This is a genomic window from Collinsella aerofaciens (assembly GCF_015558785.1).
Lineage (GTDB): Bacteria > Actinomycetota > Coriobacteriia > Coriobacteriales > Coriobacteriaceae > Collinsella > Collinsella aerofaciens_P.
Genome location: NZ_JADMOP010000005.1, coordinates 128,716 through 148,077, shown reverse-complemented (window position 1 = coordinate 148,077; position 19,362 = coordinate 128,716). Strand labels below are relative to the sequence as shown.

Below are 19,362 nucleotides of genomic sequence, written 5' to 3'. Positions count from 1 at the left end.
GGTTATACCTCCAGCGGCACAATCTTGGTGCCATGGAGCTCGGAGGCGCCCAGTGCCGCCGCCACGGTATCGCGGTTGGCCGTGGAAATGCCGCCGCCGGGAAGGATGGTCAGGCGGTCTCCCGCACACTCGATAAGACGCGACAGATGCTCCAGGTTGTCCTCAATCGGCGTGCCGGCGGCACCGCCGTGCGTCAGGATGCGCGTAACGCCGCAATCGACGAGTGTGTCGACGGCATCGAGCTGAGCCTCGGGCGAGAGCTGGTCAAACGCCATGTGGAAGGTGATGTCGATGGGCTCACGCTTGCATTCCTCGGTCGCGCAGCCCGCGGCCATCACGAGGGCGCCCAACGTAAGCTCGTCGAGCGCCCATCCGTCAGCGCAGGGCTTGCAGCAGCCAAAGACCAAGCCGTCAACGCCGGCGCTCACGGCAAGGCCCAGGTCCATCTCCATCATACGCAACTCGTCCTGGTTGTAATGAAAGTCGCCGCCACGCGGACGGATCATGCACATCACCCGTGCATCGTGCTCGTGGGCATAGCTGGTCGTAGCGCTGATAACACCGGCCGAAGGTGTAGTGCCACCGACGGCAAGGTTGTCGCACAGTTCGATACGCTTTGCACCGGCATCGATAGCCGCCGGCACCCGCTCAAAGTTCTCGGCACAAAACTCGTACAGCATAGATAGACCCCCAAAGACAGCAGATGTTTTCCGACGGGCATTGTCACACATCCCCATGAAGTTGCGGTGGAATAGGGACTCTTTTGGCCTCTGGAGCCCGTATTCAGTCCCCATTTCACCGCAACTTAAAAAGGGGCGCTGACTGAGATAGTCAGCGCCCCTTTTGTTAGGTGGGTTAGCCTCCGAGGTAGGCTTTGCGGACGTTATCGTCGTGCAGGAGCTCTTGGCCGGTACCGGTCATGGTGATCTTGCCGGTCTCGAGCACGTAGCCGCGCGTGGCGATGGAAAGCGCCATCTGCGCGTTTTGCTCGACCAGAAGCACCGTGGTGCCAGCCTTGTGCAGGTCCTCGACAATCTGGAAGATCTGTTCGATCAGAATCGGTGCCAGACCCATGGAAGGTTCGTCGAGCATAAGCAGTTTGGGGTTGCTCATAAGGGCGCGGCCCATAACGAGCATCTGCTGCTCGCCGCCCGAAAGGGTGCCGGCGACCTGGCGACGGCGCTCCTTCAGGCGCGGGAACTGCTCGTAGACGCGCTCCAGGCCCGGAGCCACCGTGGACTTGGGCTGTGTATAGGCGCCCATCTCCAGGTTCTCCTCGACCGTCATCTGCAAAAAGGCGCGACGGCCCTCGGGGACCTGAGCCAGGCCCTTACCCACCAGCTTATCGGCGGGCGTATGAGTAATGTCCTCGCCCATAAACTTGATGGAGCCGGTCTTGGAACGCAGCAGGCCCGAGACGGTTTTAAGCGTCGTAGACTTACCGGCACCGTTCGCACCGATCAGAGCAACGATCTCACCCTCGTTGACGTTAAAGGAGATGTCCTTGATGGCGTGGATGGCGCCGTACCAGACGTTGATGTTGTAGACGGAAAGCATCGGCTCTGCCATTTAGTTCTCCCCCTTATCCTGCTTACCCAGATACGCCTCGATAACGGCGTCGTTGTTCTGGATTTCCTCTGCCGTGCCCTTGGCGATAACCTTGCCAAAGTTAAGCACGCAGATGCCCTCGCAGATGTTCATGACGAGCGACATATCATGCTCGATAAGCATGATGGCGATGCCGAAGGTGTCGCGAATCTTGACGATGTTCGCCATGAGCTCTGCGGTCTCGGACGGGTTCATGCCGGCGGCAGGCTCGTCGAGCAGCAGCAACTTGGGGTTGGTGGCAAGCGCGCGGACGATTTCCAGACGACGCTGAGCGCCGTAAGGAAGCGAGCCGGCCTGTTCATTTGCCAGGTGCTCCATGTCAAAAATGGACAGCAGCTCCATGGCGCGCTCGTGGGCGGCCTTCTCGTGCTTCCAATACGTCGGCAGGCGCAGCACGCCCTCAAAGCCGGAGTAGCGCTCCTGATTGTGCAGGCCGACCTTAACGTTGTCCTCCACCGTCATGGTGTTGAACAGGCGAATGTTCTGGAACGTACGGGCAATACCCATGCGGTTGACCTGGTAGACCGACTTGCCCGAGGTGTCCTCACCGTCGAGCAGGATGGTGCCGTGCGTAGGCTGGTACACCTTGGTGAGCAGGTTGAAGACCGTGGTCTTGCCGGCACCGTTGGGGCCGATGAGACCGGCGATCTCAGTCTTGCCGATGGTCAGGCTAAAGTCATCGACTGCCTTAAGACCGCCGAATTCAATGCCCAGGTGGATGCACTCGAGCGCCGGGCGCTGGCCCAAGTCGCGGTCGGGAACGATGGCGCCAGAAGGATACGGGACCATCTTGCCCTTGTTGAACTCAAACTTACTGGGCATCGGCTGCCACCTCCTTCTTGGAAGCAAAGCGGTCCTTAATGCGTGCGAAGAACGCCTTGAGCTGTGGGTTGTTAGTAAAGACCATGACCAGAATCAACACGATGGCATAGATGAGCATGCGGTAGTCCGAGAACTGACGGAGCAGCTCGGGGAGCACCGTGAGCAGCGCCGCAGCGATAACGGAGCCGCGCATGTTGCCCAGGCCGCCCAGGACCACGAACACCAGAATGAGGATGGACGTATTGAAGTCGAACTTAGTGGCGGAAAGCTGCGAGAAGTTACCGCCGAACAGGGCTCCGGCAGCACCGGCGAGGGCAGCGGAAACCACGAAGGCGATCATGCGGTACTGGGTGACGGAGATGCCCACGGACTCGGCAGCAATCTTGTTGTCGCGCACGGCAATGATGGCACGACCGGTACGGCTGCGAACCAGGTTGAGCACAATCACGAGCGCGACCATAACCAGGATTGCGCCGGCAAGGAAGGTCGAATAGGTCGACACGCCCGATGCGCCCTGCGCGCCCTTGATAATGGCGGTGCCGTCCTCGAGCAGGTGCAGGTCGTCGATCGTGGAGTTACCCGTGATGTTAAAGATCACATGCAGGCCGCGGGAATCGACGCCCACAATGAGGCAGGTGACGACCTCTTTGATGATCTCGCCAAAAGCCAGGGTCACGATGGCCAGATAGTCGCCGCTCAGGCGCAGGACCGGGATACCGATCAAGAAGCCCAAGATGGCAGCGGCGATAGCGCCGACCACAATGCTGATGATCAGACGCATCGGATCGGACGGAACGGCGCTCTCCAGTGCGACGGCGGTGACGATTCCCGTATAGGCGCCGACGCTCATAAAGCCCGCGTGGCCCAGCGACAAATCGCCCGCGATGCCGACGACGAGGTTAAGGGAGATGGCCATGACGATATAGGCCGTGATGGGAACCAGCTGACCGGCGATCATGCGCGGGATCATGTGGTTAGACTGCATAAAGAACACGATGGCGAACGCCACAAGGCACATGGCGTACGTAACAAAGTCGTGACGCGTCTGCTTGTCTTTAAGAAACTTCATAACGCTCACCTACACCTTCTCGGGGACGTACTTGCCCAAGAGGCCGGCAGGCTTGACGAGCAGGACGATGATCAAAACACCAAAGACGATGGAGTTGGCAAGGCTCGTGGAAATGTAAGCCTGCGCCATCGCCTCGATGATGCCGATGAGAATGCCGCCGACAAAGGCACCGGGAATGGAGCCGATGCCGCCGAAAACGGCAGCGTCGAAGGCCTTGATGCCAGGCATGGCGCCCGTCGTGGGCTGCAGCACCGGCGAGTAGGAGCACAGGAGCACGCCGGCGATGGCGGCAAGCGCCGAGCCGATAGCGAACGTCATCGAGATGGTGCGGTTGACGTTGATGCCCATGAGCTGAGCGGCGGCCTTGTCCTCGGACACGGCGCGCATGGCCTTGCCCATCTTGGTCTTACCTGTAAAGAACATTAGGCCGGCCATGATAACCAGGCAGGCGACGATGGTGACGAGCGAGACGGCGCTTACGTTGAACTTGGCCAAGAACTCCGGCACCGGGAAGGTGACGAGCGAAGTGAAGTTCTTGGGCGTGGCGCCCCACAGAAGCTGCGCGGCGTTCTGCAGGAAGTAAGACACGCCGATGGCCGTGATCAGAACGGCCAGCGGGCCTGCTTGGCGCAGCGGCTTATAAGCCAGACCCTCGATGAGAACACCGAGAACCGTGCAGACCACACAAGAGAGAACTACAGATGCCCAGCCCGGGAGGCCGAGATACGACGTGGCGCAGAACGAGACATAGGCACCGACCATGATGACGTCGCCGTGAGCGAAGTTGAGCATCTTGGCGATACCGTAGACCATGGTGTAGCCCAACGCGATGATGGCGTAGACGCTGCCCATGGACAGGCCGTTGACCAGGTATTGGATAAAGACCGTCATGTTCCACATCCCCCTTTCGAATAGGTTTCCAGTTGATGTATGAAAACGGGACGTTACATCGTCCCTAGATACCAAGCAAGCAGGGAAGGCCAAAACCTCCCCTGCTTGGGATCAAAACCGCTCTATGTAAGGCGGCCAATTAGGCCTGTACGTACTTGCCGTCGGTGATGACGTAAGCCGTGGGCTCCTTCTGGACCTGGCCCTTATCGTTCCAGGTGAGCTTGCCGGTCAGACCGTCAACGGTAATCTTGAGCATAGCCTTAGACAGCTTCTCGGCGGCCTCGGTCGGGTCGGCGTCGACACCAAGACCGGCCTCCTTGAGGGCCTCGGCCACCGCGTGCACGCCGTCGTAGGCGTCGGCGGCAAACTGGTCGGGGGTATCGCCGTACTTATCCTTGTAAGCGTTGACGAAGTCGGCGTTCTTCTCGTCGTCGGCGGAGAACGGGGTCATGAGCAGCAGGCCCTCGGCAAGAGAGGTATCGAAGCCCTCAACGCCCAGGATGCCATCCATGCCGTCGCAGCCCATCATCTTGACGTCGTAGCCCATGTCCTTGGCGTTCTTGAGCAGGACGGACGCCGGCGTGTAGTAGATCGGCGCAAAGATCATGGTGGCGCCGGCCTGCTTGGCCTTGGTCAGCTGGTTGGTAAAGCTCGTGGCGGAGTCGTCCTTAAAGGTCTCCTCGTCAACAATCTCGAGCTTGGACTCAGCGGCCTGGGCCTTAAAGGAATCTGCGATGCCCGAAGAATAGGCGTCGCCGGAGTTATAGAACAGCACGAACTTCTCGTCCGCATACTTCTGCGCCAGGAACTTGGCAGCGTTGACGCCCTGGTTGGGGTCGGTAAAGCAAACCTGGAAGACGCAATCCTTGCCGTCGGTGACGTCCTCGGAGGACGCGGACGGAGTGATCATGAACGTCTTGGGGTCGTTACCGCACTCGGCGGCAACGGCAACCGACGCACCCGTGGTGGTCGGGCCGACGAGGGCCTGCATGCCCCAGTCGAGCAGGGTGTTGAAGGCGTTGACGGCCTTCTCGCCATCGGCCTGGTCATCCTCGGCCTTGCTGGCAAGCGGCAACTCCTTGGTCGAGAAATCCTTGCAGCCAAGCTCGACACCCTGGGTAACGGACTTGCCGTAGGACGCGTTGGCGCCGGTCAGCGGGCCGATGGTGCCGATCTTAAACGAAGCGTCGCCCGACGCGGAACCGCTGTCGCCGCCGTTGGAGGAGCAGCCAGCTAGAATGGACATCGCCCCCAGACCTGCTGCGCTCGCGATAACGCTCCTGCGATTCATAACAGGGTTCAATGACTTACCGGTGAGGCTCGACATGCGGCTCTCCTCTCAAATCTCGTCGGGTTTCGGTTACCCGACAGGCCATCCTTCGCCGTGTTCGGCGTTCGCAAAATAGTAGACGCTTTAGTTAAGGAAAGTGGCGATTATTTCAACTTTTCTTTGGATTTGTTGATTTATCCATAATTCTGCGTATTTCTATTACTTTATGCAGTATTGCCACTTTATTATGTAAAAGTAATGTTTCCGTTCTGTTACAGGCGTCCCTGCCCTGAATAAAACGGCCTCACCGGTCGCGCTTTATGCGCACTTAGGCGGCGATGTACTTGCCGTCCTGAATCACATAGGCTGTGGCGGGCTTTTCGACCTGGCCCTCGTCATTCCACGTCAGCTCGCCTGTCAGGCCCTCGATCTTGATCTTGCGCATGGCCTTGGCAAGGTCGCCGGCAATGTCGGCACCGTCGGCCGTAATGTCAATCCCCGCCTTGTCGATGGCCTCGACAATGGCGTGGACGCAATCGTAGGCGTCGGCGGCAAACTGGCTGGGTGTCTCGTCGTAGACATCCTGATAGGCTTTGACGAAGTCGGCATTCTTCTCATCGTCAGCCGAAAACGGGGTCATGAGCAATACGCCCTCGGCAAGAGAGGTATCGAAGCCCTCCACAGAGAGCAGGCCGTCCATGCCGTCGGTACCCATGAGGGTCATGTCGTAGCCCATGTCCTTGGCGTTCTTGAGCAAAACGGACGCCGGCGTGTAATAGATCGGCGCAAAGATGAGCGTGGCGCCGGCCTCCTTGGCCTTGGTGAGCTGGTTGGTAAAGCTCGTGGAGGAATCGTCCTTAAAGGTCTCGGTATCGACGATATCAAGTTTGGACTCCTTGGCCTGCTCGGAAAATGCATCGGCAACACCCGAGCTGTACGTATCGCCGGAGTTGTAGAACAGGGCGATCTTGGCATCCGCGTACTTCTCGGCCAAGAACTTCGCAGCGCTGGCGCCCATGGTGGGATCGGTGAAGCAAACCTGAAAGACCGTGGTCTTATCCTTGGTGACGTCGAGCGACGAGGCCGAAGGCGTGACCATGAGCATATCGTCGGCGATCTCGCCCGAGACGGCGACGGCGGCACCAGTCGTGACGGGGCCAACGAGAGCCTGCATGCCCCAGTCGCACAGGGTATTGAAGGCGTTGATGGCCTTTTCGCCGTCAGCGACGTCGTCCTCGGACTTAAGCGAGAGCTTGAGGTCCTTGGTCGAGAAATCCTTGGCGGCGAGCTTGGCACCCTTCTCGGCCGAGACGCCATAGGTTGCCGCAGCGCCGGTCAGAGGGCCGATGACACCGATCTTGAAGGTCTTGCCGTCATCGGCGGAGCCGCCGTCCGAGCCACCCGACGAGCAACCAGCGAGTGCCACGGTGTTGCCGAGCGCCGCGGCACCGGCGAGAAAGTTCCTACGGCTGAGCGTGCTGTTGATGTTGAACATGGTGTCCCCCTTTTTCGCTGGCCGCAGTGCGGCCGTCTTGCGGTACGGGGCAAACCTTATGGCGCAAACGTTGACAGTTTGTTACGGAGTTCCGTTTGTAGCGAGCATGTTTCCAATGTTTCCGCAGCGTTTCGGGGGTGCCGTTTTGTGCGACTCCTGTTGCCTGGCGAGCACGCGCCCTCGGTTCACGCTAGAATGCACTCAACCTTTAAGCGGTTAATCCATCCATAAGATGCACGAAGGAGCTATCTATGAGCGAACCCCTGCGCACCGTGAACGTCGGCCTCATCGGTCTGGGAACCGTCGGCGGCGGCGTGGCCCGTCTGATCAAGAGCCACCACGATGAGTACCTGGCAGCCTACGGCATCGACCTTAAGCTGACCCGCGCCTGCGCGCTTGCTTGGGAGCAGGCCGAGGCGGCAGGCATTGAGCGCGAGGCCTTTACGAGTGACTGGCACGACATCGTCACCGACCCCGCCGTCGACATCGTCGTCGAGCTCATCGGCGGCGAGCATCCCGCAACCGAGATCTTCACCACTGCCTTTGAGCACGGCAAGCACGTCGTCTCTGCCAACAAGGCCCTGCTGGGCCGTCACGTCGAGACGCTTGCCGAGAAGGCACGCGCGTGCGGCGTGCAGATTAAGTGCGAGGCCAGCTGCGGCGGCGGCATCCCCATCGTGAGCACGCTTGAGCATGACCTGGTGGGCAACAAGATCCTGACCATCGCCGGCATCCTTAACGGCACCACCAACTACATCCTGTCGCACATGGACGCCGAGGGCGCCGATTACGCTGACGTGCTCGCCGACGCCCAGGCAAAGGGCTATGCCGAGGCCGACCCGTCCGCCGACGTCGACGGCTTCGATGCCGCCAGCAAGACGGCAATCCTCGCCTCCATCGGTTTTGGCACCCGCGTTACCACCGACGATGTGTACCAGCAGGGTATCCGTACCATCGGCGCCGAGGACATCGCCCAGGCCCGCGAGCTCGGCTACACCATTAAGCTGCTCGGCATCGCCCGCAATACCGACGCCGGCGTCGACGTCCGCGTGCATCCCACGCTGATCCCCGCCGACCACATGCTTGCCAAGGTCAACGGCGCCATGAACGCTGTCTACGTGGTAGGCGACGCCGTGGGCGAGACCATGTTCTACGGTGCCGGCGCAGGCTCCTTCCCCACCGCGAGCGCCGTCGTGGGCGACATCCTGTCGCTCTCCGAGCAGATCAGCCGCGGCGTGGCTCCGCTGCCCGAGATTGAGCCCTATGGTCACAATCTCGCCTTTAAGCCTATGGACGAGCTCCAGACCAAGTACTATGTGCGCTTGAAGGTCGCCGACCGCGTGGGCGCCCTGTCCGAGACGGTCGACATCTTTGCCAAGCACAACATCTCGATCTCGCTCATCAACCAGGTCGAGGACGGCAAGTCGGGCGTCAGCGATGCCTGCTCGGTCATCTTCCTGACACACCGCGCGCTCGAGAAGGACGTCCAGGCTGCCGCCGCCGAGCTTGCCGGCGTCGACTGCGTGGCCGAGGTCGCCAACGTCCTGCGCATCGAGGACGTCGAGGCCTGGACAGAAGGCGTCATGGCCAACTAGTCCACTACTTCGAACCTCAACGAGGCCCAACGCAAAAGGCGCGCTGTCTGCATCAACCGCAGGCAGCGCGCCTTGTTCTGCTTGCAGGGGAAGCTGCGTCCCGGTATTTCAGCTCAGAACGGGGCGCAGTTTCCCTCAGGGCCTTCTTTCAGAAACTATGTCCCATTCTGGGCGCGGATTCTGGGACACGCTTTCCGTAACGGGCCTCTCGCGGAAAGCGCGTCCCACACTGGACGCGGATTCTGGGATGCATTTTCCGCGACGGCGTTGGCTACCTGCCGTCGTCGTCCTCGGCTTCTTCTCTTGCATAGAGCTCCAGCATGCGGCGGCGGTATTCGCGCACGGCGAGCTTGGCGCGCTCCAGGCGGCGACGCTCGCGCGGAGTCAGCTCGGACGGGTCGACCTCGTCTCCATAGGTCTTATCGGCAAGAAGATGTGCCGCGTCCACAATACGGGCATCGATATGGCCGCTCGCCGCCTCGGCGGAAAGACGCTCGGCAATCGTATCGAGCGTAGGCAAGCCCTCGAATACGCGACCATGGCCATGCGAAGTCAGCAGCTCGTGCTCACGTGCGAGCAGGCTCGCCAAATCGTGATGGGCGCGCAGGATGTCGAGCGCATCGGATGGATGCTCGGCAACTTCTGCCACGGCGGCGACCGGCGCGGCGTCGACCACGCGGTAGAAGAGCTGCGCGAGCAACGGCATCAAGAACACCGTGATGGCACCGGCGGCAACCATGACCGACGCAATATCTTGCGACAGCGCGCCCGCGTTGACGGCAACGCTTGTCACGGCAACGATGATCGGCAGGGCCGTGGTGCAGTACAGGGCCACGGTAATGCGACCATACGCCGACACATCGCGCGTCGCAGGACAAATGCTCATAGAGATGAGAATGGGAACGGCACGAATAATCAACAACGCCACGATAAAGCCCACGAGCAGACCCGGGCGCGACGCCACGGCCGTCAGATCGATCTTTGCGCCCGATACGGTAAAGAATACCGGAATCAAAAAGCCGTAGGCCAGGCCATCGAGCTTGGTCTCGAGCGTATGGTTGCCCTCGGGGATGATGTAGCGCAAGACAAAGCCGGCGGCAAAAGAACCCAACACGATGTCGAGATCAAAGACAGCCGAGAACGCCACGAGCGTGACCAGGATGAGCACCGTCAGGCGCACGAAGGTCTGCGACGTGGTATCGGCGCGTTCCTCGACAAACGCAAAGAAGCGGCTGCCGACGCGCTTGGAGCGGCTCGGGACCACGGCCAGCAACACGCAGACCACCGCAAACAAGCCAAGGATCACAAGCGTTTGGATGCCGGTGCGGGCAGACAGCAGCACCGACATGGCAAGCACAGGGCCGAGCTCACCCCAAGTGCCATACGCGAGAATCGAGTCGCCCACGCGCGTGCCGGTGAGCGAGCGCTCACGCATGATGGGCACGAGCGTACCGAGCGCCGTCGAAGTGAGGGCAAGCGTCACGGCGATACCGTCGAAATGACTGACCGAGAACCACGGGGTAAAGCGTACGGCAAGCCAGGCGATACCAAACGTGACGACCCACGTCGCCAAGCCGTAGCGCCCCTCGACGCCCGTGATGCTCTTGGGGTCGATCTCAAAGCCGGCAAGCAGGAACAAGAAGGCCAGGCCCAGCTCGGACACAAGCGAGACCTCGGCATCTACATGGATGACGCCGAGCATATGGGGTCCCAGCACCGCGCCGAGCACGAGCAAAAAGACCGTCTCGGGAACGGGTTTTCCGGGAATCGCCGAGGCGATAAAAGGACTCGCAAAGGCCACGAGTGCGATGATGGCGAGCGAAACGAATGCCATGTGATGCCTTTCTCTTGTTTGCGCTTCACTGTAGCACCCTCGCCGTCCTCAACGCGCCGCGAGCTGTCGTATCATAGTGAGGTTTACAAACATGTGGCTCAAGGCGACCGCGAGGCTTGTCCCGTAAACCGACCGCTGCCGCATACCGTACCGTACGCCCAACCGATCAGGAAGGCAGGAACCAATGGTCTCTCGTATCTACGTGGAGAAGAAACCCGGGTTCGACGTCGAGGCTCAGCAGCTCAAGGGCGAGCTGACCGAAATTCTCGGCATCAAGGGCATCGAGGCCCTGAGGATCATCAACCGCTACGACGTCGAGGGCATCGACGAGGAGCTTTTCCGCTCCTGCGTGCCGACCGTCTTTAGCGAGCCCCAGGTCGATGTGACCTACGACGAACTCCCCGCAAGCGATGGCGCCGTCTTTGCCGTCGAATTCCTGCCTGGCCAGTTTGACCAGCGCGCCGACTCCGCCAGCGAGTGCGTGCAGCTCATCAGCCAGGGCGAGCGCCCCGCCGTGCGCTCCGCCAAGGTCTATATGATCTCGGGCGCTCTGGACGAGGCCGCCATCGATGCCATCAAGCACTACGTGGTGAACCCCGTCGAGGCGCGCATCGCCTCGCTCGACCTGCCCGAGACGCTGTACATGGAGACTCCCGAGCCCCAGCCCGTCGAGGTGCTCGACGGCTTCCGCAAGCTCGACGAGGCCGGCCTTGCCGCCTTTATCGCCGATCGCGGCCTTGCCATGGACGAGGCAGACATCGCCTTCTGCCAGCAGTACTTCCGCGATGAGGACCGCGACCCCACCATCACCGAGATCCGCGTAATCGACACCTATTGGTCCGACCACTGCCGCCACACCACTTTCGGCACCGTCCTGGACGACGTGACGATCGACGACGCCGTGGTGCAGCAGGCCTTCGACCGCTACATGGAGATGCGCCATGAGCTCGGTCGCGACGCCAAGCCCGTCTGCCTCATGGACATGGGCACCATCGGCGCCAAGTACCTCAAGAAGACCGGCGTCATGACCGATGTCGATGAGTCCGAGGAGATCAATGCCTGCACCGTCAAGGTGAAGGTCGATGTCGATGGCGAGGACCAGGACTGGCTATTCCTCTTTAAGAACGAGACCCACAACCACCCGACCGAGATCGAGCCCTTCGGCGGTGCCGCCACCTGCGTGGGCGGCGCTATCCGTGACCCGCTCTCGGGCCGCAGCTATGTGTACCAGGCCATGCGCGTCACCGGCGCCGGCGACCCCACCGTCCCGGTTTCCGAGACGCTCGAGGGCAAGCTGCCGCAGCGCAAGCTCGTGACTACTGCCGCCGCCGGCTACTCCAGCTACGGCAACCAGATCGGCCTTGCCACCGGTCAGGTCAACGAGCTCTATCACCCCGGCTACGTGGCCAAGCGCATGGAGGTCGGCGCCGTCGTGGGCGCTACCCCGGCAAACCACGTGCGCCGCGAGTGCCCCGCCCCCACCGACAAGATCATCCTGCTGGGCGGCCGCACCGGCCGTGACGGCATCGGCGGTGCCACCGGCTCCTCCAAGACCCAGAACACCGAGTCCATCGAGACCTCGGGCGCCGAGGTCCAGAAGGGCAACGCCCCGGTCGAGCGCAAGCTGCAGCGCCTCTTCCGCCGCGGCGACGCCTGCCGCCTGATCAAGCGCTGCAACGACTTTGGCGCCGGCGGCGTCTCGGTCGCCGTGGGCGAGCTTGCCGACGGCCTGTACGTGGACCTGGACACCGTGACCAAGAAGTACGACGGCCTGGACGGCACCGAGCTCGCCATCTCCGAGTCCCAGGAGCGTATGGCCTGCGCCGTCGCCGACGGTGACGTCGAGGAGTTCATGGGCTACGCCGCCGAGGAGAACCTGGAGGCGACCGTTATCGCCGAGGTTACCGCCGAGCCGCGCATGCGCATGGCCTGGAACGGCGTCGCTATCGTCGACCTGTCCCGCGAGTTCCTCAACTCCAACGGCGCACCCAAGCACCAGGTCGCCCACGTGTGCGCCCGTAGCGTGTGGCAGCCCAGCTGGGCCGGCACCACGCTCGCCGAGCGCATGACCTCGCTCGTCACCGACCTCAACGTCGCTTCCAACAAGGGCCTTTCCGAGCGCTTCGACTCCACCATCGGCGCCGCGACCGTGCTCATGCCCTTTGGCGGCAAGACGCAGCTCACCCCCAGCTCGGCCATGGTCGCCAAGTTCCCCGTAGACGGCGAGACCACCACGGCGAGTGCCATGGCATGGGGCTTCAACCCCTATCTGATGGAGGCCGACCAGTTTGCGGGCGCCTACCTGTCCGTGGTCGAGTCCATCGCCAAGCTCGTGGCTGCCGGCTTTGAGCACAAGCGCGCCTATCTCTCCTTCCAGGAGTACTTCGAGCGTCTGCGCACCGAGGCCGAGCGCTGGGGCAAGCCCACGGCAGCCGTCCTGGGCGCCCTCATGGCCCAAGTCGACCTGGGTGCCGGCGCCATCGGCGGCAAGGACTCCATGAGCGGTTCGTTTGAGGACGAGACCGGCGAGCTCAACGTTCCGCCGACCCTGATCAGCTTCGCCGTCGCCGTGGGCAAGGCCGCCCGCGCCGTCTCGCCCGAGTTCAAGGGCCTCACGCACCGCGTCGTCCGCATCGCCCCCGCCACCTATGGCGAGGACTACCGTCCCGACGCCCAGCAGTTGCTCGCCGCGTTTGACGCCGTCGAGGCGCTCACTGCTACCGGCAACGCCCTGGCCATATCCACGCCCGGCTACGGCTGCGGCGCCGAGAGCCTCTTTAAGATGTGCGTCGGTAACCAGATCGGCATCGAGCTTGCCGAGGATGTAGACGTAGAGAGCCTCTTCACCCCGCTCTACGGCAGCTTTATCGTCGAGCTCGCCGAGGATGCCGAGCTGCCCGAGGTCGCCGACGGCGTTGTCGTCGAGCCCCTGGGCACCACCGTCGAGGGCTATGTCATCGACACCGGCTCCGAGGTCATCGAGCTCTCCGAACTCCAGGAGGCCTGGGAGAGCGGCATCGAGGGCGTCTTTGTCTACCGCAGCGCCGACGAGACCCCCGAGGTCGAGACCATCGACTTCCGTGCCAAGGACATCCACGTGTACAGCGGCGCCAAGATCGCCCGTCCGCGCGTGATCATCCCCGTGTTCCCCGGCAACAACTGTGAGTACGACAGCGCACGTGCCTTCCGCGCAGCCGGTGCCGAAGCCGACACCTTCGTGATCAACAACCTCACGCCCGAGGCCGTCGCCGAGAGCACCCACGAGCTTGCCCGCCGCATCCGTGCAAGCCAGATCGTCATGATCCCCGGCGGCTTCTCGGGCGGCGACGAGCCCGACGGCTCCGCCAAGTTCATCACGGCGTTCTTCCGCGCTCCCGAGGTCACCGAGGCAGTTCGCGACCTGCTCAAGGCCCGCGACGGCCTGATGCTGGGCATCTGCAACGGCTTCCAGGCCCTGATCAAGCTCGGCCTGGTGCCCTACGGCGACATCGTCGACGCCACGCCCGATGCGCCCACGTTGACGTTCAACACCATCGGTCGCCACCAGAGCCGTCTGGTGCGCACCCGCATCTCGTCCAACTTGTCCCCGTGGCTGTCGCAGTGCAGCCTGGACGACCCCTACACCGTCGCCATCAGCCACGGCGAGGGCCGCTTTGTCGCCAATGACGAAGTGCTCGCCCAACTGATCGCCAACGGCCAGGTCGCCACGCAGTACGTGGGCGAGAACGGCAAGCCCAGCATGGACCTTTCCGTCAACCCCAACGGCTCCGCACTCGCCATCGAGGGCATCACGAGCCCCGACGGCCGCGTCCTGGGCAAGATGGGCCATGCCGAGCGTCGCGGCGACAACCTGTACCGCAACGTGCCCGAGCATGTCCCCGGCGATAAGTTCATGCCGATCTTTGAGAGCGGCGTGGCCTACTTCGCTTAAACCTTTCCCATCGGGTACAATCCCTTCGGGTAACAACACCCGCCACCGGCACATCCGGTGGCGGGTTCTTTTTTGCTTCGCGCATGTAGGAAGGACATCATGGAAAGCCGCAAGCCGTATCTCGCCACCCTGCCCGGACTCATCCTGGGCTGCCTCGTCTGCTGTGCACTCTGGGGATCGGCCTTTCCCTGTATCAAGATCGGTTACGCACTCTTTGGTATCCCAGCGCACGATAGCGCCTCGCAGCTGCTCTTTGCGGGCTTGCGCTTCACACTTGCCGGCGCCCTGGTTATCGTTGGGATGAGTGCGGCCCAACGCCGCCCCCTCATTCCGCAGGCTCGCGACATCAAGCCCATCTTTGTCTTGTCGCTCTTCCAGACTATCGGGCAGTATTTCTTTTTCTATCTGGGCCTCTCGCGCGCCAGCGCCATGTCGAGCTCCATCATCGAGGCCAGCGCCAACTTCCTAGCCATCCTCTTTGCCGCCCTGGCGTTTCGCACCGAAAAGCTCGATGCGGCCAAAGTGCTCGGCTGCGTACTGGGCTTTGCCGGTGTCGCGCTCGTCAACCTTTCGGGCGCGGACGGCACCTTTGGCTTCAGGCTCGATGGCGAGGGCTTTATCCTGGCCTCCACCGTCGCGGGTGCCCTATCGACCTGCCTGATCGGCATCTTCTCGCGCGAGCACGACGGCGTCTTGCTTGCCGGGTGGCAGTTTTTAGTCGGTGGCGTGGTCCTTACCGCCATCGGGTTTTTGATGGGCGGCACGTTGTCCCCCACCGAAATCGCCCCCGCCATCGCGCTCATCATCTACATGGCGCTTATCTCCGCGGTCGCCTACTCGCTGTGGTCGCGCCTGCTTGCCGCCAACCCCGTCAGCCGCGTCTCGGTCTTTGGGTTTATGAACCCGGTCTTTGGCGTGCTGCTGAGCGCGCTGCTGCTCGGCGAGGGCGCTGGCACGAGCCCCGTTACCGTCATCGTTGCCCTGTTGTTGGTCTGCGGCGGCATCATCATCGTCAACAAACCCAAAAAAGCCTAGCGAGTTCACCTTTTTAGAGAGGATGTTCGCAAACTTTAGCTTAATGGAGCACACTGGTTCTCGTTGATTTCGTACCGAGTCGCGGCTGCAGACGCCCGTCTTGCCGCACCGCGCCTGGGCATTATGGCCGGTGGCCCCCACAAACGCAAAAAGGGGCGCACGACCATCGCAACGGTCGTGCGCCCCTTTTTCTAGCGAACCTTGATGCCGGATTTCTTTTTGGCATCCTTGATGCGATAGAGCTCCGCATCGGCAGCGCGCAGAAGCTCTTGCCACGTGTTGATCCCATCGCCGTAGCGCGCGTAGCCGATAGACATTCGAAGCGAGTAGGGTGTCTCGGCGCGCGAGAGCTCGTTATTGATCGCCGAACACAGGCGGATAATGTCGTGCTCCGTCACCCCCTTCTGCAGTACGACGAACTCATCACCGCCATAGCGCGCAATAAAGCCGCCGGACGGCGAACAGACGTCCTTGAGTACTGCGGAAACAACCTGAAGAGCATGGTCGCCCTCCACATGTCCATACTGATCGTTAATCTGCTTAAAGCCGTCGGCGTCCATCATGAGCAGATACTCATCTTCGGCCTGATCCACATTTGAGAAGAGCGACAGCATATAGGTCTCAAAACGGTTGCGATTGTTGAGGCCAGTCAACGGGTCGGTCGAGATGAGCTGCTCCTGGCAGATGATATAGAGCAGCAACATGCTAATCATTATGCCGACACAAAGGCCAGGCACCGAGTATACGATCTGAAAGGTACCGCCCACCAGGGCCGGAATGGCGAAAAATGCCAAGGTTCGATAGATAGCCTTCGTCTGCAGGCTCTCGACCCTGCGAGATTGCACAAACGCATGCAGGGACGTATGTATAACGTAACAGTAGCTGACAATGGGCTGGATCATATAGGCAAAGCCGCGACGATACACGCCCTGCGAATCGATATAGAACAAGGCGTGCGTCCAGTAACTGGTAAAAGCCAGCACGACCACCAGAGCCGTAGGCAACGTTACAAGCACCACCCTATAGCGCGAGGTCACAAGGCGAGAGCCCTGCATCGTCTCGGAATAGATAAACCAAATGAGACACGCGATGGCAAAGAGCGAAAACGAAACCGCGTTGGAAATCCAGTTGGCAGCAATACCCAACGTGCCGTCCGCACCATCCGAAAGCGTCCAGATCATATCGAATAATATGTACGCGGCAGAGGTGTAGCCAAGCATGCTAAACAATAGCTGCAGGGTGCTCGAGAACAAGGAGCGACGACTTCGCGCGGCAAGCCCGATAAGAACAATCATGCATAGCAGGAATATCTCAATCTTGAGTGCCTTAACCACTAGACGCCATCCCTTCAATATCCGAATGGTCAGAATCGCCCAATTCGAATCAGGGCAATAAACACCCCTTTACTCCGCAGGGGTAAAGGGAATCATAGCAAAGCGCCCGAACATCACTGCAAAACAGTTTCTGTTCGGGCGCTCGGACGGCGCGAATTGCACGCCGGAATCAATTATCGGTAACGGCCGTTACTCGCCATCGATGTCGGTCGCGACGGCCTCCTCGATGGCCTCGACACCGGCAGGCGACAGGTCCTCCTTGCCCTGACAGAACTTCTTGTCGACCCAGCCGGTCAGAATCGGAGCCATGATTGCCGTGATGATAACGGCAGTGGCGATCTGGGCGTACGCGGTGGGCGCAAGCTCGGCGTAGCGCGGCGCGACCTCGGCGAGAGCAACCGGCGTGGTCATAGCCGTGCCGGCGATGGTGGAACAAGCCACGGCAGCCTTGCCGTTACCACCGCACAGGCGCTCGAACGCAAAGGTGATGGGACCGACGACAAACAGCGTGACAAGGCCCAGCAAGATGCCGGAAATACCGCCGGTGATAAAGCTCGACAGGCTCATGGACGCGCCAAGCTGAAATCCGATGACGGCAATCGCAGGGTTGGAACCGGGAACCAGCAGGTTCTTGATAAACGGGAACAGGTTGCCCAGAACCATGCCGATAACGAGCGGCAAAATGGAGCCGATGATAGTACCGACAGGGATGTTGGCAAGACCCGAAACACCAAGGATGATCATCGTGACGGCGGGGCCGGCCGTAAAGAACAGGATACCGACGGCGCCCTGCTCGGACTCATCGCCGAACTCGCCCATGATGCCCGTATAGAGCGCCATGTTGCAAAACGTAATGCCGCCGATGATAGACACGGAGCTCAGACCCAGGAAGTTGTCGTTAAAGAAATATGCCACGCCTAGGCCGAGAGCCGCTGCGACGACCAGCTTGGGAATCAGCACGACGATACCGGTCTTGATGGCGCCCGGCGTGGACTTAAAGCTGATGCCGGCGCCCACGAACAGCAGGATCGCGGCGACGATGGTATTGGAGCCACCGCGGCAGGCAGCCGTAAAGAAGCCGCCGATCTCAAAAACCTGCGGGCAGAAGGTGTTGAGCAAAAGACCGACGATCATCGGATAGATCATGATGTCGCCCGGGATGCGCGGAACCTTGAATTTCTTTTGCTCGTTGGCAGTCGCTTCCTGTGCCATGAAACCCCCATTTCCGCTGACGCGGAACAAAAGCCCACGTCATGCTTTGCTACAGTAAAGTTTGACCATGGTACCAGAAGAAATAGACCAGCTCGGTGAAAAATTCGACAAGTTGGGATGGAACGAGATTCGGCGCCCGCGACGCCACCCCTATATAAGGCTCAAGACGATATAGAGTACGATGCCCGAGACGCAGCACCACAGCATCGATTTTGTCTTGACCGCCACGACCACGACGCCGGCGGCCGCAATCCAGGGAACCAAGGCAGGCCAGAGTCCCGCGTCGAACGCGCCGGGGCTCACCAAGTCGTTGGCGACCAGCGCGGCAAAGGCAGCGGGCGGGATATAGCCCAGGGCCTCGGTAATACGGGGCGACAGGGTCCGCCCGCGCAAGGCGAACGCCGGCGCGATGCGAAAGAACGCGATAGCAGCCCACGACGACAGCCACAGAACCAAGAACTCGTTAACGGGCATCGCGGGCACCTCTTCCGTCAAATACAGCATCGCACGCCAACGCAATGGCAATGCCGGCCACGACGCTTGCCGGCACGGCAATATTCGTGAGGCCCAAGAACTTGCATATGGCGACAGACACCGCAGCCATAACAGCAGCCACGACATTGCCGCGCGACAGCCGCTGCGAAAAGAGCAGGCAGATAAAGAGTGAGGTGCAGACAAAGGCTGCAATGGCGGTGGGAACATCGACAACGGCGCCGACGATGGCGCCCGTCGTACACGAAACGCCCCATGTTGCGATAAGGATCACGTTGAGCACGAAGGACTCACGCGGGCCCCAATCCTCCCCTTCAACCAACTTGGCAAGCGAGATGCCGTATGCCTCCTCGGTAAGTGTCGCGGCAACAGCCAGCGTCTGACACTTCGAGGCACCCGTCAGATGCGGCGCGATCGATGCCGAGTAAAGCGCAAAACGCGAGGAGACGGCGGCGACGCTCGCGACGATCGATGCTGCAGGCACACCCGCCAGCCACAGGTTGCAGATCATAAACTGCCCGCTGCCCGTCACAAACGTGCTGCTCAGAGCAAAGACCATCCAGGGCTCCATTCCCGTCTGCCCCATGATCATTCCGCACGGCGCGCCTATTGCAACATAGGTAAGCATCACCGGCCAGACGGTTCTAACGATTTTGAGCACCATACGCTTCTCACCCTGACAAGGTCTCCGAGCCGCATGTAGCGATACGGCAGAATCATCATCCGACAGCAACCGAGTTCACCTACAATTGCCACCGGATCGAAAGACACAAC

Annotated in this window: 15 protein-coding genes; 3 read left to right on the top strand and 12 right to left on the bottom strand. The window is 61.1% G+C overall.

Features of this window, described 5'->3' with window-relative positions:
• Positions 1-2: 2 nt before the first annotated feature.
• The 7 genes from I2G40_RS04205 to I2G40_RS04175 form a co-directional block, all read right to left on the bottom strand.
• Positions 3-680, bottom strand: a complete 678-nt coding sequence (locus I2G40_RS04205; RefSeq protein WP_195544290.1) for a copper homeostasis protein CutC — start codon at positions 678-680, stop codon at positions 3-5.
• Between the two features lie 175 nt (positions 681-855).
• A complete protein-coding gene (locus I2G40_RS04200) occupies positions 856-1,569 on the bottom strand; it encodes an ABC transporter ATP-binding protein (protein ID WP_006234438.1) in 714 nt (237 codons plus the stop codon).
• The gene (locus I2G40_RS04195) at positions 1,570-2,430 is read right to left on the bottom strand and encodes an ABC transporter ATP-binding protein (protein WP_006234439.1); all 861 of its coding nucleotides are present in this window, start codon (positions 2,428-2,430) and stop codon (positions 1,570-1,572) included.
• Complete coding sequence (locus I2G40_RS04190) at positions 2,420-3,499, bottom strand: branched-chain amino acid ABC transporter permease (protein WP_195544289.1); 1,080 nt, start codon at positions 3,497-3,499, stop codon at positions 2,420-2,422. Before I2G40_RS04190 ends, I2G40_RS04195 begins: the two co-directional genes overlap by 11 nt.
• Before the next feature lie 9 nt (positions 3,500-3,508).
• Positions 3,509-4,390, bottom strand: coding sequence for a branched-chain amino acid ABC transporter permease (locus I2G40_RS04185; RefSeq protein WP_040358647.1), 882 nt, complete (start codon positions 4,388-4,390; stop codon positions 3,509-3,511).
• Positions 4,391-4,529: 139 nt separating this feature from the next.
• Positions 4,530-5,717: an ABC transporter substrate-binding protein gene (locus I2G40_RS04180; RefSeq protein WP_117758807.1), complete on the bottom strand. Its 1,188-nt coding sequence runs from the start codon at positions 5,715-5,717 to the stop codon at positions 4,530-4,532.
• Between the two features lie 271 nt (positions 5,718-5,988).
• Positions 5,989-7,155 carry an ABC transporter substrate-binding protein gene (locus I2G40_RS04175; protein ID WP_195544288.1) on the bottom strand — a complete coding sequence of 389 codons (1,167 nt, stop codon included), beginning with the start codon at positions 7,153-7,155 and terminating at the stop codon, positions 5,989-5,991.
• A gap of 251 nt (positions 7,156-7,406) precedes the next feature.
• Here I2G40_RS04175 and I2G40_RS04170 point away from each other — a divergent pair, with 251 nt between their 5' ends.
• The gene (locus I2G40_RS04170) at positions 7,407-8,750 is read left to right on the top strand and encodes a homoserine dehydrogenase (protein ID WP_195544287.1); all 1,344 of its coding nucleotides are present in this window, start codon (positions 7,407-7,409) and stop codon (positions 8,748-8,750) included.
• Between the two features lie 271 nt (positions 8,751-9,021).
• Here the strand turns inward: I2G40_RS04170 and I2G40_RS04165 are convergent, their stop codons facing one another.
• Complete coding sequence (locus I2G40_RS04165) at positions 9,022-10,584, bottom strand: cation:proton antiporter domain-containing protein (RefSeq protein WP_117848262.1); 1,563 nt, start codon at positions 10,582-10,584, stop codon at positions 9,022-9,024.
• 184 nt (positions 10,585-10,768) lie between these two features.
• On the opposite strand from I2G40_RS04165, the gene I2G40_RS04160 reads away from it, so the two are divergent.
• Together I2G40_RS04160 and I2G40_RS04155 are read left to right on the top strand one after the other, a co-directional pair.
• Positions 10,769-14,515: a phosphoribosylformylglycinamidine synthase gene (locus I2G40_RS04160; RefSeq protein ID WP_195544286.1), complete on the top strand. Its 3,747-nt coding sequence runs from the start codon at positions 10,769-10,771 to the stop codon at positions 14,513-14,515.
• Positions 14,516-14,614: 99 nt separating this feature from the next.
• Positions 14,615-15,550: a DMT family transporter gene (locus I2G40_RS04155; RefSeq protein WP_195544285.1), complete on the top strand. Its 936-nt coding sequence runs from the start codon at positions 14,615-14,617 to the stop codon at positions 15,548-15,550.
• A 191-nt stretch (positions 15,551-15,741) separates the two neighbouring features.
• Here the strand turns inward: I2G40_RS04155 and I2G40_RS09760 are convergent, their stop codons facing one another.
• The 4 genes from I2G40_RS09760 to I2G40_RS04135 all read right to left on the bottom strand — a co-directional run bounded on the left by I2G40_RS09760 (position 15,742) and on the right by I2G40_RS04135 (position 19,252).
• Positions 15,742-16,884, bottom strand: coding sequence for a GGDEF domain-containing protein (locus tag I2G40_RS09760; protein ID WP_195544284.1), 1,143 nt, complete (start codon positions 16,882-16,884; stop codon positions 15,742-15,744).
• Positions 16,885-17,073: 189 nt separating this feature from the next.
• The gene (locus I2G40_RS04145) at positions 17,074-18,096 is read right to left on the bottom strand and encodes a 2-keto-3-deoxygluconate permease (protein ID WP_195544283.1); all 1,023 of its coding nucleotides are present in this window, start codon (positions 18,094-18,096) and stop codon (positions 17,074-17,076) included.
• Between the two features lie 150 nt (positions 18,097-18,246).
• Entirely contained in the window at positions 18,247-18,570 is a 324-nt protein-coding gene (locus I2G40_RS04140) for an AzlD domain-containing protein (protein ID WP_035137063.1), read from the bottom strand.
• Positions 18,560-19,252, bottom strand: a complete 693-nt coding sequence (locus I2G40_RS04135) for an AzlC family ABC transporter permease (RefSeq protein ID WP_195544282.1) — start codon at positions 19,250-19,252, stop codon at positions 18,560-18,562. The genes I2G40_RS04140 and I2G40_RS04135 overlap by 11 nt, the downstream gene beginning before the upstream one ends.
• Positions 19,253-19,362: the final 110 nt, after the last annotated feature.

What these genes read in the sequence shown, in the direction of transcription:
- I2G40_RS04190 (WP_195544289.1), bottom strand. Translation starts at nt 3,499, where the DNA reads ATGAAGTTTCTTAAAGACAAGCAGACGCGTCACGACTTTGTTACGTAC.
- I2G40_RS04175 (WP_195544288.1), bottom strand. Translation starts at nt 7,155, where the DNA reads ATGTTCAACATCAACAGCACGCTCAGCCGTAGGAACTTTCTCGCCGGT.
- I2G40_RS04140 (WP_035137063.1), bottom strand. Translation starts at nt 18,570, where the DNA reads ATGCCCGTTAACGAGTTCTTGGTTCTGTGGCTGTCGTCGTGGGCTGCT.
- I2G40_RS04145 (WP_195544283.1), bottom strand. Translation starts at nt 18,096, where the DNA reads ATGGCACAGGAAGCGACTGCCAACGAGCAAAAGAAATTCAAGGTTCCG.
- I2G40_RS04205 (WP_195544290.1), bottom strand. Translation starts at nt 680, where the DNA reads ATGCTGTACGAGTTTTGTGCCGAGAACTTTGAGCGGGTGCCGGCGGCT.
- I2G40_RS04195 (WP_006234439.1), bottom strand. Translation starts at nt 2,430, where the DNA reads ATGCCCAGTAAGTTTGAGTTCAACAAGGGCAAGATGGTCCCGTATCCT.
- I2G40_RS04160 (WP_195544286.1), top strand. Translation starts at nt 10,769, where the DNA reads ATGGTCTCTCGTATCTACGTGGAGAAGAAACCCGGGTTCGACGTCGAG.
- I2G40_RS04180 (WP_117758807.1), bottom strand. Translation starts at nt 5,717, where the DNA reads ATGTCGAGCCTCACCGGTAAGTCATTGAACCCTGTTATGAATCGCAGG.
- I2G40_RS04200 (WP_006234438.1), bottom strand. Translation starts at nt 1,569, where the DNA reads ATGGCAGAGCCGATGCTTTCCGTCTACAACATCAACGTCTGGTACGGC.
- I2G40_RS04185 (WP_040358647.1), bottom strand. Translation starts at nt 4,390, where the DNA reads ATGACGGTCTTTATCCAATACCTGGTCAACGGCCTGTCCATGGGCAGC.
- I2G40_RS04135 (WP_195544282.1), bottom strand. Translation starts at nt 19,252, where the DNA reads ATGGTGCTCAAAATCGTTAGAACCGTCTGGCCGGTGATGCTTACCTAT.
- I2G40_RS04155 (WP_195544285.1), top strand. Translation starts at nt 14,615, where the DNA reads ATGGAAAGCCGCAAGCCGTATCTCGCCACCCTGCCCGGACTCATCCTG.
- I2G40_RS04165 (WP_117848262.1), bottom strand. Translation starts at nt 10,584, where the DNA reads ATGGCATTCGTTTCGCTCGCCATCATCGCACTCGTGGCCTTTGCGAGT.
- I2G40_RS04170 (WP_195544287.1), top strand. Translation starts at nt 7,407, where the DNA reads ATGAGCGAACCCCTGCGCACCGTGAACGTCGGCCTCATCGGTCTGGGA.